Source organism: Pseudomonas zhanjiangensis (assembly GCF_041027545.1).
Classification (GTDB): Bacteria; Pseudomonadota; Gammaproteobacteria; order Pseudomonadales; family Pseudomonadaceae; genus Aquipseudomonas; species Aquipseudomonas zhanjiangensis.
Map to the genome: position 1 here is coordinate 60,682 of NZ_JBFTEG010000013.1, position 19,503 is coordinate 80,184.

At 65.8% G+C, this 19,503-nt stretch carries 13 protein-coding genes; 3 read left to right on the plus strand and 10 right to left on the minus strand.

Features of this window, described 5'->3' with window-relative positions:
• Position 1: 1 nt before the first annotated feature.
• From AB5S05_RS16035 to AB5S05_RS16050, 4 genes are all read right to left on the minus strand, one after another.
• On the minus strand, positions 2-1,111 hold the full coding sequence (locus AB5S05_RS16035) for an NADH:flavin oxidoreductase (protein ID WP_369288517.1): 1,110 nt from the start codon (positions 1,109-1,111) through the stop codon (positions 2-4).
• A gap of 58 nt (positions 1,112-1,169) precedes the next feature.
• Positions 1,170-1,763 carry a TetR/AcrR family transcriptional regulator gene (locus AB5S05_RS16040; RefSeq protein ID WP_438943586.1) on the minus strand — a complete coding sequence of 198 codons (594 nt, stop codon included), beginning with the start codon at positions 1,761-1,763 and terminating at the stop codon, positions 1,170-1,172.
• A 193-nt stretch (positions 1,764-1,956) separates the two neighbouring features.
• The gene (locus AB5S05_RS16045) at positions 1,957-2,439 is read right to left on the minus strand and encodes a glutathione peroxidase (RefSeq protein WP_369288519.1); all 483 of its coding nucleotides are present in this window, start codon (positions 2,437-2,439) and stop codon (positions 1,957-1,959) included.
• Between the two features lie 149 nt (positions 2,440-2,588).
• Positions 2,589-3,074 (minus strand): FKBP-type peptidyl-prolyl cis-trans isomerase, encoded by a 486-nt coding sequence (locus AB5S05_RS16050; RefSeq protein ID WP_369288520.1) that lies wholly within the window; start codon positions 3,072-3,074, stop codon positions 2,589-2,591.
• Between the two features lie 345 nt (positions 3,075-3,419).
• On the opposite strand from AB5S05_RS16050, the gene AB5S05_RS16055 reads away from it, so the two are divergent.
• The 3 genes from AB5S05_RS16055 to yihG all read left to right on the plus strand — a co-directional run bounded on the left by AB5S05_RS16055 (position 3,420) and on the right by yihG (position 7,876).
• Positions 3,420-4,604 carry an acetate kinase gene (locus AB5S05_RS16055; protein WP_369288521.1) on the plus strand — a complete coding sequence of 395 codons (1,185 nt, stop codon included), beginning with the start codon at positions 3,420-3,422 and terminating at the stop codon, positions 4,602-4,604.
• A 79-nt stretch (positions 4,605-4,683) separates the two neighbouring features.
• Entirely contained in the window at positions 4,684-6,795 is a 2,112-nt protein-coding gene (pta, locus tag AB5S05_RS16060; protein WP_369288522.1) for a phosphate acetyltransferase, read from the plus strand.
• 172 nt (positions 6,796-6,967) lie between these two features.
• Positions 6,968-7,876, plus strand: coding sequence for a 1-acylglycerol-3-phosphate O-acyltransferase, YihG family (yihG, locus tag AB5S05_RS16065; RefSeq protein ID WP_369288523.1), 909 nt, complete (start codon positions 6,968-6,970; stop codon positions 7,874-7,876).
• Between the two features lie 15 nt (positions 7,877-7,891).
• Here the strand turns inward: yihG and AB5S05_RS16070 are convergent, their stop codons facing one another.
• From AB5S05_RS16070 to AB5S05_RS16095, 6 genes are all read right to left on the minus strand, one after another.
• Positions 7,892-10,045, minus strand: coding sequence for a putative bifunctional diguanylate cyclase/phosphodiesterase (locus AB5S05_RS16070; RefSeq protein WP_369288524.1), 2,154 nt, complete (start codon positions 10,043-10,045; stop codon positions 7,892-7,894).
• Positions 10,046-10,143: 98 nt separating this feature from the next.
• Positions 10,144-13,926 (minus strand): CHASE domain-containing hybrid sensor histidine kinase/response regulator family protein, encoded by a 3,783-nt coding sequence (locus AB5S05_RS16075; RefSeq protein ID WP_369288525.1) that lies wholly within the window; start codon positions 13,924-13,926, stop codon positions 10,144-10,146.
• 181 nt (positions 13,927-14,107) lie between these two features.
• Positions 14,108-14,764, minus strand: coding sequence for a YiaD family glycine zipper/OmpA-like lipoprotein (locus AB5S05_RS16080; protein ID WP_369288526.1), 657 nt, complete (start codon positions 14,762-14,764; stop codon positions 14,108-14,110).
• A gap of 144 nt (positions 14,765-14,908) precedes the next feature.
• On the minus strand, positions 14,909-15,574 hold the full coding sequence (locus tag AB5S05_RS16085) for a YiaD family glycine zipper/OmpA-like lipoprotein (RefSeq protein ID WP_369288527.1): 666 nt from the start codon (positions 15,572-15,574) through the stop codon (positions 14,909-14,911).
• A gap of 60 nt (positions 15,575-15,634) precedes the next feature.
• Entirely contained in the window at positions 15,635-16,279 is a 645-nt protein-coding gene (locus AB5S05_RS16090) for an MBL fold metallo-hydrolase (protein ID WP_369288528.1), read from the minus strand.
• 329 nt (positions 16,280-16,608) lie between these two features.
• Entirely contained in the window at positions 16,609-19,335 is a 2,727-nt protein-coding gene (locus AB5S05_RS16095; protein WP_369288529.1) for a winged helix-turn-helix domain-containing protein, read from the minus strand.
• Between the last annotated feature and the right edge of the window lie 168 nt (positions 19,336-19,503).

Here is a 19,503-nt window from a genome sequence, read left to right on the forward strand (position 1 = left end):
GTCAGACCAGGCTCATCAGCGCCTCGCGGCTGAACGGCAGGATGTCGCCTTCGCGGCCATCGCGCACCTTCACCGCCCAGTCCGGGTCGACCAGCAGGGCGCGGCCGACGGCCACCAGGTCGAATTCCTGCTGGTTCAGGCGATCCAGCAGCTTCTCCAGGCTGGCCGGCTGAGCCACCTTGTCGGTGTTGACCATGAACTGCAGGAACTCGCCATCCAGGCCGACACTGCCGACGGTGATGGTCGGCTTGCCGGTGAGCTGACGGGTCCAGCCGGCCAGGTTGAGCTCGGAGCCTTCGAACTCCGGTTCCCAGAAACGCCGGGTCGAGCAGTGGAAGATGTCCACCCCGGCCGCGGAGAGCGGCTTGAGGAAGGCCTCCAAAGCCTCCGGGGTCTGCACCAGGCGGGCGCTGTAGTCCTGCTGCTTCCACTGCGAGAAGCGGAAGATGATCGGGAAGTCCGGTCCGACCGCGGCGCGCACCGCCTGGATCAGCTCGATGGCGAAGCGCGAACGCTGGGCCAGGTCGCCACCATACTCGTCGCTGCGCTGGTTGCTGCCTTCCCAGAAGAACTGGTCGATCAGGTAGCCGTGGGCGCCGTGGATCTCCACCCCGTCCATGCCGATGCGCTGGGCATCCCTGGCGGCCTGGGCAAAGGCGGCGATGACCTCCTGGATGTCGTCCTTGCTCATGCCGTGGACCACCACCTTGCCGTCCTTGAGCTTCTCGCTCGGGCCATAGCCCGGCACGCTGGCGTCCGGCTCGGTGCCGAGCTTGCGCACGTTGCCCACGTGCCACAGCTGCGGGACGATCTTGCCGCCCTCGCCGTGCACCGCCTCGACCACCTTCTGCCAGCCGGCCAGGGCATCCTCGCCGTAGAAGCGCGGCACGTTCGGGTAGCCGTTGGCCGCCTTGTGCCCGACCGTGGTGCCTTCGGTGACGATCAGGCCGACCCCGGCCGCCGCACGGCGACGGTAGTACTCGACGACCTTGCTGTTGGGCACGCCGCCCGGCGAGAAGGAGCGGGTCATCGGCGCCATGACCACGCGGGTCGGCAGCTCCAGGGCGCCAAGGCTGAAGGGTTGGAACAGGGCTTTTACCGGGGCGTTCATCGTCACTCCTCTGGACCGGCCAGGCGACCGGTCGTCTCATCGAATGGGTTAAAAAAAATCAGGCCCGCAGCAGGCGCTGCAAGCGCAGCATGAAGTCGTCCAGGGCGCGGGTACTGTTCGACACCTTCAGCCGTGTCAGGGCGCCCTGCCAGGCATTGGCGACAAAGCTCGCCAGGTTGGCGCAGTCCTCGTCAGCGGCCAGTTCACCGGCGGCCTGGGCCTGTTCGAGGCATTGCTGGAGGATGTCCGCCGAACGCTGCAGGATGGCATCGACCTGCGCGCCAAGGGTCGGCGACAGCTCGGCCATCTCGAAGCTCAGGCTGCCGATGAAGCAGTGGTACTCGAGCTTCTCCTGGCGGGCGAAATGCTCCACCAGCTCGGCGTAGTAGGCGACGATGCGCTGACGCGGGCTCAGCGCGGCATTCGCCAGGGCCTGGGCGTAGCGCTGCAAGCGCGGTTCGTAGACCTGCTGCAGGGCCTGCACCGCGAAGTCTTCCTTGCTGGCGAAATAGTGGTAGAAGGAGCCCTTGGGCACCCCCGCCGCCTGGACGATCTCCTGCACGCCGGCGCCGTGATAGCCCCTGCGGGTCATCACCTCGGCGCCTTTGGCGAGTATCAGGTCACGCTTGTCGAGTCGCTGGTTGGTTTTCATGGCGGCAACCATATGACCGGTCGTCTCGCCCGCCCAGTACTATTGATCGCGGTGATCGGGGATCAAAACCAGCGCCTGCCGCAGGGGGCCACGGGCGCAGGCGCATCAGTCGGCCAAGCCCAGCGAATCGCGCGACAGCGCCGGCGCTACAGATGTGCTGCAGCGCGGCGCGCGGGCCAAGGGCGCGAAGCGATCAGCCCAGGGCCTTCTCGATCGCCTGGATCAGCGCCGGATCATCCGGCGCGGTACGCGGCGAGAAACGCGCCAGCACCCGCCCATCGCGGCCGACCAGGAACTTCTCGAAGTTCCAGGTGATATCGCCGGGAAACTCCGCGCCTTCACCGGCCAGCAGACGATACAGCGGATGCCGGCCGGGGCCATTGACCTCCAGCTTGCTGCCCAGCGGGAAGGTCACCCCGTAGTTCAGGCTGCAGAAGCTGCGAATCGCCTCTTCGTCGTCCGGCTCCTGGGCAGCGAACTGGTTGCACGGCAGCCCCAGCACGCTGAAGCCCTGCCCGCGGTATTGCTGGTAGAGCTTTTCCAGGCCGGCGTATTGCGGGGTCAGGCCACACTTGGAGGCTACGTTGACCACCAAGAGCAGTTGCCCCTTGAAAGGCGCCAGGGGCAGATCCTGACCATCCAGCGCACGTAGATTGAGCTCGTGGAACGCACTCATGACTCACTCCGCAAGACCGCGACAATTTTCATACGGGGATAAAAAAGGCGCCTGTTGAAGGCGCCTTTCTTCGCTACTGAGCTTAGCAGTCGCCGGTGCATTTGCTACGACCACAAGTCGATTTGCCCATGCACCGAGGACCCGGCCAATCAGTGGTGGTGACCACCTTCGCCATGGATGTGACCGTGGGCCACTTCCTCTTCGCTGGCATCGCGCACGTCGACCACCTTGACCTTGAAGTTCAGGCGCTGACCGGCCAGCGGGTGGTTGCCGTCGACGATCACGTCGTCGCCGTCCAGTTCGCGAATGGTGACGATCTGCATGCTGCCGTCCGGGCCGGAAGCATGGAACTGCATGCCGACTTCCAGTTCGTCGACGCCTTCGAACATGGAGCGATTGAGGGTGGCGACCAGCTCGGCGCTGTATTCGCCGTAGGCGTCTTCCGGCTCGATGGACACCTCCAGTTCGTCGCCGGCCTGCTTGCCGAGCAGGGCTCTTTCCAGGCCGGCGATGATGTTGCCGGCACCGTGCAGGTACACCAGCGGAGCGCCGCCAGCAGAGCTGTCGATCACCTCACCGGCATCGTTGGTCAGGGTGTAGTCGATGGAGACGGCCTTTTTGACGGCGATCAGCATGGGGCGGGACCTTTTGCTTGAGAAGAATGAACGAACAAGTTTAACCAAGGGGGCGCGCGAAAGCGAACCGAGCCCTGACAGACGGCCCGGTCAGGTGTGACCCGGTCAGGCCTGGCGCAGCCAGGCCGCGCCTGCTTGACTTCCGTCAGGACGACGAGGGCCAGGGGGTGGCACTATTGTCCTGCGCTCACAGCCGGCGCCTGCGTTACCAGCCCCCCGGGCAGGCGCACACTCCGGGTGCCCGATCGCGCACAACCTCATCCACAACTCGGCCGCCCCTTCAGCTGCGGCCGGTGCGCCGCCAGCGATACAGCGACAGCGTGCGACACAGACAAGGAGCGGTAAATGCCGGCACGCAACATCCTGGTCATCAACTGCGGCAGTTCGTCGATCAAGTTCGCCCTGGTCAACGAAGCCCATTCGCAGTTTGCCCTGAGTGGCCTGGCCGAGCGCCTCGGCCATCACGATGCGGTCCTGCACTGGCAACGCGGCGGCGAGCGCGACAGCCTGATGATCCCCAGCGGCGACCACCGCACCGCCCTCGCCCAACTGCTGCCGCTGGTGCAGGCCGCCGCGGGCGGCAAGCTGCACGGCATCGGCCATCGGGTGGTGCATGGCGGCGAACACTTCACCACGGCCAGGCGCCTGGACCCGGCGGTCATGCAGGCGATACGCGCCACCATCCCGCTGGCCCCGCTGCACAACCCGGCCAACCTGCAGGGTATCGAGGCGGCGCTGAAGCTGTTCCCCGACCTGCCGCACGTCGCGGTGTTCGACACCGCCTTCCACCAGACCCTGCCCGAGCATGCCTACCGCTACGCCCTTGCCGAATCGCTGTACCGCGAGCATGGCGTGCGCCGCTATGGCTTTCACGGTACCAGTCACCGCTTCGTCAGCCAGCGTGGTGCCGAACTGGCCGGCCTGTCGGTGGGCGACAGCAGCTGGCTGGTGGCCCACCTCGGCAACGGCTGCTCCACCTGCGCCGTGGTCAACGGCCAGAGCCGCGACACCAGCATGGGCCTGACGCCGCTGGAGGGCCTGGTGATGGGCACCCGCAGCGGCGATGTCGACCCCAACCTGCACGGTCACCTGGCCCGCGTCCTGGGCTGGAGCCTGGAGCGGATCGACACCCTGCTGAACAAGGAAAGCGGCCTGCTGGGGCTGTCCGGCCTGTCCAACGACATGCGCAGCCTGGAGCAGGCCCGCGCCCAGGGCCATGCCGGTGCGGCGATCGCCATCGAGGTGTTCTGCTACCGTCTGGCCAAATCGCTGGCGGCCATGAGCTGCGCGCTGCCACACCTGGACGGGCTGATTTTCACCGGCGGCATCGGCGAGAATTCGCCCCTGGTGCGCAGCAAGACCCTGGCCCACCTGTCGCTGCTCAACCTGGCGCTGGACAAGCACGCCAACGCCCGCACCATCGGCGGCGTCGCCGGCGCCATTCATGCCCCCGGCCACCCCCGGGTGCTGGTGGTGCCGACCAACGAAGAACGGCAGATCGCCCTGGATACCCTGGCCCTGCTGCACTGAGCAACGCCCGGTTTCTCGACCAAGCCCCTCATTCAAACACCGCAACCCCGGCGCCGCGCGCCCAAAGGCAGGAAGACGCATGCACACCTTCTTCATTTCACCCACCGGATTCGGCGTCGGCCTCACCTCCATCAGCCTCGGCCTGGTCGGGGCCTTGCAGCGCGCCGGGCTCAAGGTGGGCTTCTTCAAGCCCATCGCCCAGCCCCATCAGGGCGATACCGGCCCGGAGCGCTCCAGCGAGCTGATTGCCCGCACCCATGGCCTGCACTCGCCCATGCCGCTGGCCCTGGCGCATGTCGAGCGCATGCTCGGCGATGGCCAGCTGGACGAGTTGCTGGAGGAGATCATCAGCCTCTATCAGCAAGCCGCCGCCGACAAGGACGTGGTGATCGTCGAGGGCATGGTGCCGACCCGCCAGGCCAGTTACGCCGCCCGGGTCAACTTTCACCTGGCCAAGAGCCTGGACGCCGACGTCATTCTGGTCAGCGCACCGGAGCAGGAGAGCCTCAGCGAACTCTGCGACCGGGTGGAGATCCAGGCACAGATGTTCGGCGGGCCCAAGGACCCGAAAGTGCTCGGGGTGATCCTCAACAAGGTGCGCAGCGAAGACGGCGTCGAGTCCTTCCGCGAACGCCTGGAGGAATTCAGCCCGCTGCTCAGAAGCGACGGCTTCCGCCTGCTCGGCTGCATTCCCTGGCAGGACGAACTGAATGCGCCACGCACCCGCGACATCGCCGAGCTGCTCGAGGCGCGGGTACTCAATGCCGGCGACTATGAACAACGGCGCATGCTCAGGATCATGCTCTGCGCCCGCGCCGTGGCCAACACCGTGCAGCTGCTCAAGCCCGGCACCCTGGTGGTGACCCCGGGCGATCGCGACGACATCATTCTCGCCGCCAGCCTGGCGGCGATGAACGGCATGCCGCTGGCCGGCCTGCTGTTGTGCAGCGACTTCGCCCCGGACCCGCGGATCATGGAGCTGTGCCAAGGCGCCCTGCACAGCGGCCTGCCGGTGATGACGGTGAGCACCGGCTCCTACGACACCGCGACCAACCTCAACCGCCTCAACAAGGAAATCCCGGTCGACGACCGGGAGCGTGCGGAGAAAGTCGCCGACTTCGTCGCCGGCCACATCGACCATGACTGGCTGCGCGCGCGCTGCGGCACGCCACGCGAACTGCACCTGTCGCCCTCGGCGTTTCGCTACCAGCTGGTGCAACGGGCCAAGGCAGCGGACAAGCGCATCGTCCTGCCCGAGGGCGACGAGCCGCGCACGGTGAAGGCGGCCGCCATCTGCCAGGCCCGCGGCATCGCCCGCTGCGTGCTGCTGGCCAAACCGGAAGCCGTACAGGCGGTGGCCCAGGCCCAGGGCATCGAACTGCCGCCGGGGCTGGAAATTCTCGACCCGGACCTGATCCGCGCGCGCTATGTCGAGCCAATGATCGGCCTGCGCAAGGGCAAGGGGCTCAATGCCCCGATGGCCCTGGCCCAGCTGGAGGACAACGTGGTGCTCGGCACCATGATGCTGGCCCTCGACGAGGTCGACGGCCTGGTGTCCGGCGCCGTGCACACCACCGCCAACACCATTCGTCCGGCCCTGCAGCTGATCAAGACCGCACCGGGCTACAACCTGGTGTCCTCGGTGTTCTTCATGCTGCTGCCCGACCAGGTGCTGGTCTACGGCGATTGCGCGGTCAACCCCGACCCGAACGCCGAGCAGCTGGCGGAAATCGCCCTGCAGAGCGCCGCCTCGGCCAACGCCTTCGGCATCGACCCGCGGGTGGCCATGCTCAGTTACTCCACCGGTGACTCGGGCAGCGGCGAGGAAGTGGAGAAGGTCCGCGCCGCCACCCGCCTGGCCAGGCGCCTGGCCCCCGACCTGCAGCTGGACGGCCCCTTGCAGTACGACGCGGCAACCATCGACAGCGTCGCCCGGCAGAAGGCGCCGAACAGTCCGGTGGCCGGCCGCGCCACGGTGTTCGTGTTCCCCGACCTGAACACCGGCAACACCACCTACAAGGCGGTGCAGCGCAGCGCCGACTGCGTCAGCGTCGGGCCCATGCTGCAGGGGCTGCGCAAGCCGGTGAACGACCTGTCGCGCGGCGCCCTGGTCGACGACATCGTCTACACCATCGCCCTGACCGCGATCCAGGCGGCCAATCCGCCCCGGCTTGGTGAGGCGTCGACCTAGCGACCGCGCCGGCGGCGGGGCGAGCGCCCGCCGCGTGACCAGGCAGTCAGCCATGGCACTTGCCGTCCGTTGCCCAGGCGCTACCCTTGGCGCCGAGCGAGCCGTGGAGCACTACCACGGGCTTTCAACGACCCGGGGCACACGCCCCTCTTTAGCGGAGGCGCCTGCCCCCATGCTGCACTTTCTCCCCGCCCCCCTGCGCGGCCTGCTGGGTGCCAGCCTGCTGGCCCTGAACACCCTGTTCTGGTGCTGGCCGCTGTTTGCCGTGACCCTGCTCAAGGTCTGCCTGCCGTTTGCCGCCGCGCAGCGCCTGTGCGCCTGGCTGATGAACGTGATCCATGAAGCCTGGATCAGCGGCAACAAGGGCTGGATGAACCTGGTGGGCAAGACCCGCTGGCGGGTCGAGGGCCTGCAGGACCTCGATTACCAGCACTCCTACCTGGTCACCAGCAATCATCAGAGCTGGGTCGACATCCTGGTGCTGCAGTACCTGCTGAACCGACGCATCCGTCCGCTGAAGTTCTTTCTCAAGCAGGAGCTGATCTGGGTACCGGTGATCGGCCTGTGCTGGTGGGCCCTGGGCTTTCCCTTCATGAAGCGCTATTCCAAGGCCTACCTGGCCAAGCACCCGGAGAAGCAGGGTAAGGACCTGCAAACCACCCGACGCACCTGCGCCAAGTTTCGCGGCCATCCGGTGGCCATCTTCAACTTCCTCGAAGGCACCCGCTTCACCCCGGCCAAGCACGCCGCGCAGCAGTCGCCCTTCCAGCACCTGCTCAAGCCCAAGGCCGGTGGCATCGCCTTCGTGCTCGATGCCATGGGCGAACAGCTGCACAGCATCGTCAACGTCACCATTCACTACCCGCAAGGCAACCCGGGCTTCTGGGCCCTGCTGAGCGGCGAGGTCGACGAGGTGCAGGTGACGCTGCGCACCCTGCCCATACCCGCCGACTTCGTCGGACGCAATTACGACCAGGACGAAGCCTATCGCCTGAGTTTTCAACGCTGGGTCAACCAGCTGTGGCAGGCCAAGGACGCCGAGCTGGCCGGCCTGCATCACTCGGGCGAACGGCAGCGATAGCCTCCACCCTCTCGATCAGGCCTGTCCGCGGGGATCCTTGCCAGCGGGCAGGTCGGCCCAGTCCAGCTGCGCCGGGAACGCCAGTGCCGTGGCTGCCGGCAACCCGGGTGCGACCAGAAACCCCTGCATGACCGGGCACCGATGAGCCACCAGCCAGTCGCGCTGTGCCAGGGTCTCCACCCCTTCGGCGATGACCTCCAGCCCCAGGTTGCGGCCCAGGTCGATGATGGTGCTGACCACGGCAGCATCACGCGGCGAATCGAGCATATTGGCGATGAACAGGCGGTCGATCTTCAGGGTGTCCAGCTCGAAATGGCGCAAGTACGCCAGCGACGAGTAGCCGGTACCGAAGTCGTCGATGGCGATCTTCACCCCCAACAGGCGTAACTGGCGCAGCTGTTCCTGGGTCGTTTCCAGGTGCTGCATCAAGGCCCCCTCGGTCACCTCCACCTCCAGCTGCGCCGGGTCGATCTGGTACTCGTCCAGCACCCGGCGCAAGTCGTCGACCAGTTGCGGCATGCCGAACTGCACCGGGCTGACATTGAGGCTGAGCACCAGTTGCTCGCCGAACTGCCGGCTCAGGCGCTGGCACTGCTGCACGCCCTGGGCGAAGATCCAGTCGCCCAGACGGTTGATCAGGCGGGTTTCCTCCAGCAAGGGGATGAACACCCCCGGGGCCACGGTGCCGGCGACCTTGTGCTGCCAGCGCAGCAGGGCCTCGAAGCCGCGCAAGCGGCCGCTGTCGAGGTATACCTGGGGCTGGTAGAGCAGGACGAAGTCATCCTGCTCGATGGCGGTGCGCAGGCTCTCCTCCAGCATCAACCGCGAGCGCGCCCGACCGTTCATTTCCGGCGAGAAGAAGCGGTATTGTTGACGCCCCGCACGCTTGGCCTCGTACATGGCCATATCCGCGGCACGCAGCAGGCTTTCCACCGTCTGCCCGCACTCGGGGTAGCAGGCTATGCCGATACTGGCGCCCACGGTGACATCCACGCCGTTCAGGCAGTGGCGTACCGACACCTGCTCGATCAGTTTCTCGGCCACCCGCGCCGCGTCCTCCGGATGCCCCAGGCTGTCGAGCAAGGCGGTGAACTCATCACCGCCCATGCGCGCCAGGGTGTCATAGGGGCGCATGCTGCCCTTGAGCTGTTCGCCCACCTGGCGCAGCAGCTGGTCGCCGGCGCCGTGCCCCAGCGAATCGTTGATCCGCTTGAATCCATCGAGATCGAGATAGAGCACCGCCAGGCGCTGATCGTTGCGCTGGATCCGGGCAAGCGCCGCTTCCATGGCCTGATGGAAGCCGCGTCGATTGAGCAGGCCGGTCAGCGGATCGGTGACCGCCAGCGACTCCAGCTGAGCATGCAGGCTGCGCACCACCGACATGTCTAGAGCGATTACCACCATGGCATGTTGCAGCTTGGGCAAGGGCGAACAGGACAGCGCCACCGGCACCCCCTCGCCATTGCCGGCGCGCAGGCTCGCCTCATGCAGGCGATAGGTCTCGTGGCGCCGCCAATGCCGGTAGAACTCGGACATCCGCCAGTCACCCTCGACCACCGGGCTAAGCAGGTGGGACAGCAGCGCGCTGCCCTCCAGGTCGCTGACCGCACAGCCAAGCATCTGCGCCATGGCCGGGTTGGCGAAGCGAATCAGGCCATCTTCGCCGACCACCATGATGCCTTCCGCGGCATTGTCCAACACCGAGGCATTGAATGCCCGGGCGCTGTCCAGTTGCCGGGTCAGGTGCAGCAGCTCGCTGCGGTTGCGCTCATGGTCGAGCAACGAATGGATCTTGCGCCGCAGCACCTCGGGATCGAACGGCTTCAACATGAAATCCACGGCGCCACTGGCATAGCCCTCGAGCACTGCATCCTCGCTCTGGGCGATGGCCGAGACGAAGATGATCGGAATGAACCGCGTGCGGGGATTGCCGCGCATCAGCCGGGCCACTTCGAAGCCGTCCATGTTCGGCATCTGCACATCCAGCAGCACCAGGCCCACGTCCTCCTCGAGCAGGCATTGCAGCGCCGCCTCACCCGAGCCGACGCAGCGCACCTGCCAGTCGCCGCCCTCGAGCAATGCCTGCATGGCTTCGAGGTTTTCTGCACGGTCATCCACCACCAACAGCGTCTGGGTGCCTTTATCAGCCTTAGCCTGCGCCTGTGCCATGTCCATCTCCCGCGTTGCTGGCGACGATCTGCAACTGCTCCAGCAGTCGTGTTCGACCGGTTCCTGTGAGTCCGCCCTGGCCTTGCATGCGCCATTGCTCAGGGTAGTTCATCGAGCGCTGGCGCCCCTTCACTCGGCGGATCAATCAGCCATCGACCCAGCATGCCCAGCAGCTCATCGCGACTGACCGGCTTGGCCAGGTAGTCATCGGCGCCAGCGTCCAGGCATTTCTCCCGATCGCCCTTCATCGCATGGGCGGTCAGGGCGATGATCGGTATCGCGCAGCCCTGCTCATCCTTGAGCAACCGGGTCGCGGTGTAGCCGTCCATGGTGGGCATGGCCATATCCATCAGGATCAGGTCGAAATCGCCCTGCTGATAGCAGGCGATGGCCTCCATCCCGTCTTGCGCGGTGCTGACCCTGAGCCCGGCCTCGTCGAGCAGCGCGCTCAGGGCGTAGACATTGCGCACATCATCGTCCACCAGCAGCACATGCCGGCCGTCGAGGTGACTGAGCGCTTGCTCCGCTGGCGGTGCCAGTTGCCGATCCGGTTCGCGCACACTGCCAAGGAATCCCTGCACCGCCAGGCCCAGAGCGCGCATGTCGTCGCCGTGTTTGCGCACCACCACCGCGCTGTAGCGACGCAGCCGCTGCAGGGTCTGCTGGGTCACGTCCACCCCGGTGTTGATCACCACCCGGGTGCCATTCAGCGGTCGCTGGCGCTCGAGGCATTCGAGCAATTCGAAACCGTCCTGATCGGGCAGGTCGAGATCGATCACCAGGGCGGCGAAATGCCCCTGGGAATAGGCCGCCAGCGCCTCCCTGGCATCGGCGCTGGCGACCACGTCGAAGCCCAGCTGACGCAGATTGCCGCGGTAATACTCACGCTCTACCTCGACGTCCTCCACCAGCAGCAACGAGTGACGCGGCGCCTGATCGGCCTGCTGCAGGTCGACGAAAACCTGCTCCAGGTCGGCCCTGGCGATCGGTTTGACCAGGTAGCGGGTACCGTCATCGTTCCAGTCGGCAGGCTGCGGCACGCAGGAAATGATGTGCACCGGTATAGCACGCTGACGATCCTGCTGGCGCAGGCGGCGAAACAGCTGCCAGCCACTGATGTCCGGCAGCAGGATGTCCAGAATCACGGCACAGAAGCGCTCGCTCTGGAGCAGATTGAGCGCCTGACCACCGCTGCGGCAGTGCACGCAGGAAAAACCATGGGCGTGCGCCGCCTCGACGATCACGCTGGCAAAATTGGCGTCGTCCTCGACGATCAACACGCTAGGTCCCGTGCCGCTGCGTTGTGGCTGGGCCGCATCGTCCCCCACCGGCACCTCGGGCAGCTGCTGCAACGGCAAGCTGACGGTAAAGCAGGAGCCCTGCCCCGGTGTGCTTTGCAAGCTGACGTCCCCGCCCAGCGCCTGCGCCAGCTTGCGGGTGATCGCCAGGCCCAGACCGGTCCCGCCGAAACGGCGGCTGGTGGAACCATCGATCTGCTGAAACGCCTGGAAGATCAGTTCATGCTGATCGGCGGCGATGCCGATCCCGCTATCGCGCACACTGAAGTGCAGCTGCTCCTGGCCATCCTCATGGCCGTAAGCAGAACAGGAGACGCTCAGGCTGACCTCACCCTGCTCGGTGAACTTCAGGGCATTGGACAGCAGGTTGCGCAAGATCTGATGCAGGCGCGCGCGATCGCTAAGAATCACCGGCGGGACGCCGGGCTCTACCTGACTGTGCAGATGCAACCTCTTGAGTTCGGCCATCGGCCGCATGCCGGCGTCCAGCTCGACCAGCATTTCCTGCAGGTTCAGCGGCTCGAGCTTGATCTGCATGCGCCCGGACTCGACCTTGGCCAGATCCAGTACGCTGTTGATCAACTGCAACAGGTCGCTGCCGGCCCGATGGACGATATCGGCGTGCTTGGTCTGCTTGGCGGTGAGGTTGCCGGCGCCGTTCTGGCGCAACTGGTCGCTGAGAATCAGGATGCTGTTGAGCGGCGTGCGCAGCTCGTGGGACATGTTGGCGAGGAATTCGGACTTGTAGCGGTTGGCCAGGACCAGCTGCTCGGCCTGGTCGCGCAAGCGCTGCTCGGCCGCCTTGCGCTGGCTGATATCGATGATCACCGCCTGCACCAGGGTGTCCTCGCCACTGTGCAACGGCGACAGACCCACCTCCAGGGGAATCAGGCGACCATCGCGGTGCTGGCCGTACAGGTCGCGATTGCCGCCCATACGGCGCGGCTTGGGATCATCCTGATAGCCTCGACGAAACGGCACATGGCTTTTGCGCAGGTCCAAGGGCAGGAGCATTTCCACCGGTTGGCCGAGCAATTCCTGCCGTGTGTAGCCGAACATCTGCTCGGTCTGCTGGTTGACCATGTTGATCCGGCCCTGGCTGTCGACCAGCACAATGGCATTGGGCGAGGCCTCCACCACCAGGCGGAAGCGCTGCTCGGCCGCCTTACGCTCGCTGATGTCGATGATTACCGCCTGCACCCAGCTCTCCTGGCCGCTACGCAGCGGCGACAGGCCTACTTCCAGGGGAATAAGACGGCCATCGCGATGCTGGCCGAACAGCTCGCGATTGCTGCCCATACGCCGCGGCTCCGGCTTGTCCTGGTAGCCACGGCGCAAGCCGACGTGACCTTCGCGCTGCCCCTGGGGCAACAGTTTCTCCACCGGCTTCCCCAGCAGTTCCTCACGCGGGTAGCCAAACAGCTGCTCGGCCTGCTGGTTGACCATGACGATCCGCCCCCGACTATCGACCAGCACGATGGCATTGGGCGAGGCTTCCACCACCAGGCGGAAACGCTCCTCGCGCTCGCTCAGGGTGCTGGTGGCCAGGCGGCTGGCATACAGCTCGCGATCGCGCAGGTGCAGATAGCCGCCCACCAGCAGGGCCAGCAGGCCGGCGGCGGTCAAGCCCATCCACAGGCTGAAGCTGGTGTTGCGGCGGCCCATGGCGGCCTCGTACTGAGGCGTGCTGGCCACTTCCAGCAACCAGGTACGACCATAGAGGGCAAGCTCCATGGTCTGGCGCAACAGCGGTGCGGAGCCGGTCTGCGGCTCGCCAGGCTGCATGGCGGTCCCCGGCGCCTCGCGATCCTTGAGGGCGATATCGAAGAGGCGGTTCTGGGTGCCGAATATACCGGCCATCAGGTCCTCGACACGGAATGCACCATAGACGTAGCCGAGCGGCAACGCCTGACCGCTCTCATCGCCGCCCGCCGGCTGGCCCGCACGGAACACCGGCAGGTACAGTAGGACCCCGCCCAGCGCATCCAGCTGGGTCTCCTGGCGCAGCGTCACCGGCGCGCTGAGGGTCGCATCACCGCTGCGGCGAGCCCGTTCGATGGCCGCCCGGCGCACCGGCTCGCTGAACATGTCGAATCCCTGAGCGCGCCGGTTTCGCCAATCCAGCGGGCTGATGTAGTCGATCGGCACATACTCCTCGCGCGCCCCCGGCGGGAAGAGCCTATAGTCCTCGCGGCCACCGGCCTTCAAGCCCGCGAGATAGTCATCCAACTGGTCCTTGCCCAGATGACGTGCCCAGCCCAGGGCCATGATCCCCGGATAGCGGTCCTGCAGGCGCAACTGGTCGACGGCCAGGTCCCACTGCGCCAACGAGACCTGCTCGCCCCCCAGCATCAATCCGGCAACGCCACGCAAGACCATTTCGTAGGCACGCATGCGTGCCAGCACGCGCTGGCCGACATCCTGAGCCTCGAGTTTGAAACGCTGGCGGTTCTCCTCGCGGTTACGCGCCTCCAGCGACTGCCATTGCCAGACGATCAGCCCCCCCAGGCCGATCAGCAAGGCCAGGGTCACGCCAATTGCACGCCAGGGTTGGGGAGGGGTTACGCGGGGCTTTTCGTCCATGAACACTCCTGACCGGTTCCTTCTCCAGCAGGGCCACTATGAGCGGCTCGCCACCTGCCGGCATGCCTGCAGAGCATTTTAGTCAGGAATTGATCAGACGGCCCGGGGACGAAAGCAAGTCGACAGACGGCAAAAACCCTGCACACGGCAGGGTTTTCGGCTTGAAACGCTCAATCCCGACTCACATGGGGCGCAGATTGATCTCCACCCGGCGATTCTGCGCGCGGCCTGCTTCGCTGGCATTGCTGGCGATCGGCTGGCTCGGTCCGGCGCCGTAGGCGGAGATCCGTGCGGGGGCCACGCCATTGGCCGTCAGGTAGGAGGCAACGCTCTGTGCGCGGCGGTTGGACAGGTTCTGGTTCAGCTCGAGCGAACCGGTGCTGTCGGTATGACCGACGATGTCGATACCGTTCTTGTCGAACTCCTTGAAGACCAGCAGCAGCGAGTTCAGGGTCGGGTAAAAGCCGCTGGAGATATCCGAGGAATTGCTGGCAAAGGTGATGTTGCCGGGCATGATCAGCTTCAGCTCATCGCCGTTGCGCTGCACCTGCACGCCGGTGCCCTGCAGGGTCTGACGCAGCTTGGCTTCCTGGGTGTCGACATAGTAGCCATAGCCACCACCTGCGGCGCCGCCGACTGCGGCGCCGATCAATGCGCCCTTGGCACGGTCCTTCTTGCTCGAGGTGGCCGCACCGATGACCGCTCCGGTCACCGCGCCAACCCCGCCATAGATGCCTGCTTTTCCGGCTTCGCGCTCGCCGGTGTAAGGGTTGGTGGTACAGCCCGCCAACAGGGCCACGGCAGCTGCCAGGGCAGTCAGGTTACGCCAGTTCTTCATAGATTCTTCCTTAACGGTTGTGCTGGTGTCGGGCATCACCCCGAAACCTTCGAGCCGTTGCATCGGCCGAAGTTCCGCACCAGCTTAACAGGCTGCCTTCCGCGCCAGTGAGATACCAAGCAAAAGCAATGCAACAGGTTGCTACTACTGCCCGCCCGGCAGGGGACGCAGGGTCACCTCGACGCGGCGGTTCTGCGCGCGCCCGCTGGCCGTGGCATTGCTCGCCACCGGCTGATCCGGGCCCATGCCGCGGGTACTCAGGCGCGCCGGCTCGACGCCCTGGGCGATCAGGTAGCTGGCCACGCTCTGCGCACGACGTTGCGACAGGTCCATGTTGTAGCCATGGCTACCGGTGCTGTCGGTGTGGCCGACGATCTCGATGCTGTTCTGGTTGTACTGACGGAAGGAGCTGGCCAGGTTGTTCAGCGGTGCATAGAAGCTGCTGGCGATTTCCGCCGAGTCGGTGGCGAAGGTGATATTGCCCGGCATGATCAACTGAATGACATCGCCCTGGCGCTGCACCTCCACGCCAGTCCCCTGCATGCTGCGACGCAACTCCTGCTCCTGCTTGTCCGCGTAGTAGCCATAGCCGGCCCCGGCCGCACCACCGACGGCGGCCCCGATCAGCGCGCCCTTGCCGCGGTTGTCGTGACTGATTGCCGCGCCGGCGACAGCACCGGCCAAGGCGCCGAGGCCGCCATAGGTGGCGGTCTTGTTGCTGGTCGGCTGGCTGTCGTAGGGGTTCTGCGAGGCGCAACCGGCCAGCAAGGCAATGCAACAGCAGGTCACGACCAAGTGGGTGCGAGGCATGGCAATCACTCCGATTTCAGTCTGAGATATTGAGTTTAGCCAGCTGCCGACCGCGCGCCGTCAGGCGCGGACAAATGGATTTTCGCGCATCTCATCGCCCAGGAGAGTCTGCGGCCCATGGCCGGTGATCACGGTTGCATCCTCATCCAGACGGTAGAGGCGTTGCTTGATCGAGCGCTCGATGGTCGCATAGTCGCCGCCCCACAGGTCGGTGCGACCGATGCCACGACGAAACAGGGTGTCGCCGGCAATCAATAGCTTGTCCTGGGGAAACCAGAAGCTCATCGACCCCGGCGTATGTCCCGGCGTGTGCAGGGCCACCCCGCAACCGCAGGCGAGCGCCTGATCGTCGGCCAGCCACTGGTCCGGCGCCGGCACCGGGGTGTAGGGCACGCCGAACATGCGACATTGCATCTCCAGGTTGTCCCAGAGGAACTGGTCTTCCTTGTGCAAGTGCAGGGTCGCGCCGGTCTTCTCCTTCATCTGTCCCGAGGCGAGAAAGTGATCCAGGTGGGCATGGGTATGGATGATGCTGACCACCTTCAGGCCATGGGCCTGCAGACGCGTCATGATCAACTCGGGATTGCCGCCCGGATCAACCACGATGGCCTGCTTGGTCACGGGATCGCCGATGATCGTGCAGTTGCACTGCAGTGGTCCGACGGGGAAGGTTTCTCGTATCAGGGCGGGTTTTGCGACATCCATGGGGGGGTTCCTGTAGGGCTAATGACCAGTCGTTGAGTGACGGCGCTGAGCGCCGATGCTGAGGGGATAGACAGGCCCGCATCGAATCATCCACCTCGACTTGGAGGTTGCATCCAATAGACCAGCATTTTCAACAGCTTGAGTGCTGGCCGGATATAGAAAGCGCGCACCAGATGATCGGTACGGTGTCTCCGGGAAACAGCGTGCCGGAGCAGCGCGCGATAGCGCAGTGCCTACCGCCAAGCCGGCTGGCTTTGGGCCCTGCGTGCGCTGCCGGCAAAGCCTTAGCTACAGACCGCGGGCGCCCGAGAACGGCGCTACTGACACAGTCAACGTAACAGGCCCAACTCCTTGGCACAGGCGACCGCCTGAGTGCGGCGCTCGACCCCGAGCTTGCCATTGATATGACGGGCGTGGGTCTTCACCGTATGCAGCGAGATGAACAGTCGTTCACTGATCTGCTGGTTCGAACAGCCCTGCGCTATCAGCTGCAGTACCGCGAGTTCGCGCGAGCTCAACGCCTCGGTCAACGAGGCATCGCGCCCAAGCTGCTGAACTTCAAGGGTCTGCGGCAGGTACTTGAGCAGCTCCGCCGCCACGGGGCAGTTGGCCCGCGCCCGCAGGCGCTCGCGCAACCACTGCGGCTGGTGGGCGAACAGTTCCTGATAAGGCAACAGGGCGCCACCTTGCGCGGCGTCCAGGCTGCTGTCCAGCCAGCTTGCGGCCTCCTGATCGCGCCCATGGGTCTTGAGCAGCAAAGCCAGCTGGACCTGGGCGGCCACCACGAACAGCTGTGCGGACATGGCCTGGGCCCGCTGACTGAGCGCGCGCAGGCGCCGCTCGGCGGCATCGAGGTGTCCTTGCAAGCGCTCCAGCGCCGCCTGCTGCAACTCGATATGCAGCGGCAGTTGCGGGTGAAACTCAGGGGCGGTACCGGGCTCCGCGCCGTTGTAGGTTTCGGCCAGGCGCTGCAGCCATACCTCAGCCAGCTCCAATTGCCCCTGGGTCAACCACAGCTCGCACTTGACCACCGTGACCATCGCCAGGTAGTAGATCGGCGGCACGTCCCAGGCATGCATCAGGCGCTCCGCCTCGGCCAGCTGCGCGAAGGCCTCCGCCAGTCGCCCCTCTCGCCCCTCCAGCCCCGCCAGCACGCAGTAGCCAATCAGCAAGCTGACGTCGCGACAGGCCCGCGCCTCGCCGATGCCCGCCAGCAGCTTGGTGCGGGCCGCCTGAACATCGAGGGACAGGCCCAGCAGAAGACCTTCGTTCAAGTTCAGCCGTGCACGCACCGCGTAGACCCGATGCAGCGCCAGCCCCTGTAATCGCTCGGCCCCCTGTCGCACTTCATCCAGTGCCCGCCTGACCTCGCCGCGCGCCTGCAGCACCCGCGCTCGCTCGGCATGAGCGAGCCCTTCGAACAGTGGGTTGCCGACACGCTGGGCCAGCTCCAGTGCCTCACGATTGAGGCCGCGCGCACGCCACAGATCGCCCCTGGTCATGGCCAGGTTCGCCAGGGTTATCAGGCACAGCAGGCGCGGCCCACAGCGCTTGCTGCTGAGCAGCGCCAAGGCATCGCTGCAATAGCCCTCGGCCTCGGCCACCTGACCACGACCGCGGGCGATGACACCGGACAACGCCAACCACTGGGAGAGCAGGTCCTCCTGTTCTTCGATATTCGGCGCTGGCAGGAATCGCGCCAGTTGCTGGGCCAGCTCTTCGGCCGCATCCAGCTGACAGGCCAGGGCCAGGGCCCAGCTGTACAGCACCACCAGGCGCGGCGTGCTGGCCAGAAGACTGTCGGGCAGGTCCATCTTCCAACGCAACAGACGGGCGACATTCTGCTCGCCGAGCAACTGCTCCTCGGTCAGATTCTGCACCAGATTGGCCGCGACCTCTGGCTGGCCGGCGCGCAGCGCCTGGTCGACAGCCTCATCATGCAGGCCCTGGGCGGAGAACCAGCGACAGGCGCGCAAATGCAGGGCCGCCTGAGACTGGCTGAGCTGCGCCTCCGAGCGCGAACGCAGCAGGTCGGAGAACAGGTGGTGATAGCGGAACCACTGGCCCTGCTCATCGAGCGGCACGAGGAACATCTGGTGAGTCTGCAGGTGCTGGATGATCGCCGCGCTATCGTGCTCCTCACGCAGCGCATCGCAGAGTTCGGCACAGAAGCGCTCCAGGCAGGCAGTGTCGAACAGAAAGCGCTGGACCTCGTCTGGCTGCTGCTCGATCACCTCTTCCAGCAGGTACTCGCGAATCAATCCCTCGTCCCCCTGGGGCACCCGTTCCAGGCTCTCGTCATCGGCCTGCTGACGGGTCAACAGCCACAGGCGCAGGCCCGCGACCCAGCCCTCGCTGCGCTGACGCCATTCCTCGAGTACCGGCCCGCTCAGCTTCGCCCCCTGGCTGTTGAGCAGTGCCCGGGTCTCCTCCTCGGTCAGACGCAGGTCCTGCTCCTGCAACTCAAGCACCTGCCGAGACAGGCGCAAGCGCGCCAGATGCCAATCCGGACGCTGACGACTGGTGACCAGCAACAGCAAGCCGGCAGGCAGATGATTGAGGAAGAACTGCAGACAGCGATCGAGGACCGCGCCCTGGGCCAGATGGTAGTCGTCAAGGATCAGCAGCAAGGGCGCGGCCGGATCGAGCGCTTCGCCCAGTTCATCGAGCAAGCCATCGAGCCATTGCTCGAACGCGAAGGGCTGGTGACGCTGGCGCATGCGCAGCAACGCCTGTGCCTCCTCACCCAGGCCGGGGAAGAACTGCTGCAGGCCAGCCAGCAGACGCTCGAGAAACCGCCCCGGATCACTGTCGCGCATGCTCAGGCCCAGCCAGAGGCTGCGCCAGTGCTCGGGCAGCCGTTGGCAGAACTCACTGGCCAGCGAGCTCTTGCCAAACCCGGCGGGCGCGCTGACCAGCAGCAGGCGCCCGGCCAGACCCTCGCTCAGCCGCTCACACAGACGTGGCCGCGGAACGTGGCTGGAAGGCAGTGGCGGACGAAAAAAGCGACTGTCCGTCAAACTGGAAAGAGGCGCATCAGGCAGCTGATCGGTCATCTTCCGGCTCTTGTCAGGTCATTGCCAGTACAGGCGCGAACGCTCAGCAGACTAGCGACTTAGCCGGGGGAATTGAAGCCTGGGGACGCCTACTGAAACAAATCATTACCCAAGGCCGGGCCTCAGCCAGGCCATTGCCCGCCCCTGCCGGTCGCTGCGGGTCCCGGT

Coding starts and splice junctions, on each gene's coding strand:
- AB5S05_RS16035 (WP_369288517.1), bottom strand. CDS start 1,111: ATGAACGCCCCGGTAAAAGCCCTGTTCCAACCCTTCAGCCTTGGCGCC.
- AB5S05_RS16040 (WP_438943586.1), bottom strand. CDS start 1,763: ATGAAAACCAACCAGCGACTCGACAAGCGTGACCTGATACTCGCCAAA.
- AB5S05_RS16045 (WP_369288519.1), bottom strand. CDS start 2,439: ATGAGTGCGTTCCACGAGCTCAATCTACGTGCGCTGGATGGTCAGGAT.
- AB5S05_RS16050 (WP_369288520.1), bottom strand. CDS start 3,074: ATGCTGATCGCCGTCAAAAAGGCCGTCTCCATCGACTACACCCTGACC.
- AB5S05_RS16055 (WP_369288521.1), top strand. CDS start 3,420: ATGCCGGCACGCAACATCCTGGTCATCAACTGCGGCAGTTCGTCGATC.
- pta (WP_369288522.1), top strand. CDS start 4,684: ATGCACACCTTCTTCATTTCACCCACCGGATTCGGCGTCGGCCTCACC.
- yihG (WP_369288523.1), top strand. CDS start 6,968: ATGCTGCACTTTCTCCCCGCCCCCCTGCGCGGCCTGCTGGGTGCCAGC.
- AB5S05_RS16070 (WP_369288524.1), bottom strand. CDS start 10,045: ATGGCACAGGCGCAGGCTAAGGCTGATAAAGGCACCCAGACGCTGTTG.
- AB5S05_RS16075 (WP_369288525.1), bottom strand. CDS start 13,926: ATGGACGAAAAGCCCCGCGTAACCCCTCCCCAACCCTGGCGTGCAATT.
- AB5S05_RS16080 (WP_369288526.1), bottom strand. CDS start 14,764: ATGAAGAACTGGCGTAACCTGACTGCCCTGGCAGCTGCCGTGGCCCTG.
- AB5S05_RS16085 (WP_369288527.1), bottom strand. CDS start 15,574: ATGCCTCGCACCCACTTGGTCGTGACCTGCTGTTGCATTGCCTTGCTG.
- AB5S05_RS16090 (WP_369288528.1), bottom strand. CDS start 16,279: ATGGATGTCGCAAAACCCGCCCTGATACGAGAAACCTTCCCCGTCGGA.
- AB5S05_RS16095 (WP_369288529.1), bottom strand. CDS start 19,335: ATGACCGATCAGCTGCCTGATGCGCCTCTTTCCAGTTTGACGGACAGT.